We start from the raw sequence: 1,789 nt of genomic DNA, 5'->3' as shown, positions 1-1,789 counted from the left end.
AGTGAATTTAAAAGAGAGGAATAGAGTTATTATTGATTGCTTAGGGGCAATATATCAAAAAATTTATTCCTGAAAGCATGATGGTTTATTCCTAAGATGGGTGCGGAATGTCAGGTATAATAAACACCATGGAAAACACCAATAATCAACTACCTACCGACGTTAAAACGCTTCAGGATTTACGTCTGAAAGAACAATCGTTGCTGATTGAAAAAGAGGCAGAAATCAATACGTTGCTTGAGCAATTAAGGCTATCTCGTGCTCAACGTTTTTCCTCTTCAAGTGAAAAACAGAATCCTCAACAGAGTGAGCTATTTGATGAGGTTGAGCAAATAATCGTCTCTGAAACGGATGATGAGCCTGTTGGAGAAAGCGGCAAAAATGATAAAACAACACCTTCAACCGCCAAAAAGCGTGGTCGCTCAACGCTACCAGCACACCTACCTCGTGTTGACGTTGTTTATGATTTAGATGACGCAGACAAGTTTTGTCCACATGATGGACAACCTTTGCATAAAATCGGTGAAGAAATTTCAGAGCAGTTAGAAATCATTCCTGCCACAATCGAAGTTATCCGCTCCATTCGTTTCAAATATACCTGTCGCTGTTGTGAACAGGGCATTCATAGCGCGAGCATGCCAAAGCAAGCATTTCCTAAAAGTAATGCAACAGAAGGTACACTGGCTTACATCGCGGTCAGCAAATACCAAGATGCACTGCCTCTTTATCATTTATAAAATATTTTTAAACGCTCTCAAGTACATATTCCGCGTAATACCATGGCTAACTGGATGAAAAAATTGGGTGGCGAGGTGTTTACTCCCTTGATAAATTTGTTTTGAGATAGGTTACTTGAACAACCACTTATTCATTATGATGAAACTACTTATCAAGTGTTAAATGAGGAGGGGAAAACAGCGCAATCCAAATCCTATATGTGGGGTGGGCTTGCTGGTGAACAAGGTAAGCGCGTGGTTTTATTCGATTATTCCCCCACAAGGGCAGGCACGGTGCCGATTTCATTATTGGATGACTTTAGTGGTTATCTTGTTACCGATGATTATGCGGGATACAACGCTGTCTGCGTGGCAAACGGTATTACACGTATTGCTTGCTGGGCACACGCACGTCGAAAATTTACCGACGCACTGAAAGCGCAAAAAAAAAATCAGGTAAGGCGCAAATGGCAATGAACTATATTGCTAAACTTTATCGCATTGAAAAACAGAATGCTGATTTATCCGATGACGCACGGTTGCTAATACGCCAAAAAGAATCTTCGGTTATCATTAATGAGATGCGCACTTGGCTGGATAAATCGATATTACAATCACCAAAAATATCAGCACTTGGAAAAGCGTTGCACTATCTCAACAACAACTGGTCGCGATTAATTGAGTTTTTAACTGATGGCATCATTCCACTGGATAATAATGTTGCTGAAAATGCAATTCGTCCTTTTGTTGTTGGTCGCAAGAACTGGTTACACTCAAGTAACGTTAATGGCGCACATGCCAGTGCTGCTATTTACAGTGGATTGAAACAGCCAAAGCTAACGGGCTAGATGCATATGGTTATTTGAAATTCATTACTGAGCAACTGCCACTTGCAGAGAGTGTGGAGAAAATAGAGGCGTTATTATATTAAGTATGTGATCTAAATTTTACGCAGGGAAAACAGCTTAATTCAAGGCATAAGTTGACGTAAATGGTTGTTCCCTTTGCGAAACTTACAACGTAGAAGTGAGTTGTTTTAACCAGTAAAATAGATCAGCTATTTATTGTAATTG

Annotated in this window: 1 pseudogene; it reads left to right on the top strand. The window is 40.0% G+C overall.

What is annotated here, in order from left to right:
* Nucleotides 1–107: 107 nt before the first annotated feature.
* Nucleotides 108–1,647, top strand: a pseudogene (gene tnpC / locus G322_RS24990) (IS66 family transposase).
* The last annotated feature ends 142 nt before the right edge of the window (nt 1,648–1,789 follow it).

The sequence above is a fragment of the Psychromonas hadalis ATCC BAA-638 genome (assembly GCF_000420245.1).
Taxonomy (GTDB): Bacteria; Pseudomonadota; Gammaproteobacteria; order Enterobacterales; family Psychromonadaceae; genus Psychromonas; species Psychromonas hadalis.
The sequence above is the reverse complement of the archived record's forward strand: the minus strand, read 5'-3'. Positions and strand labels throughout refer to the sequence as shown.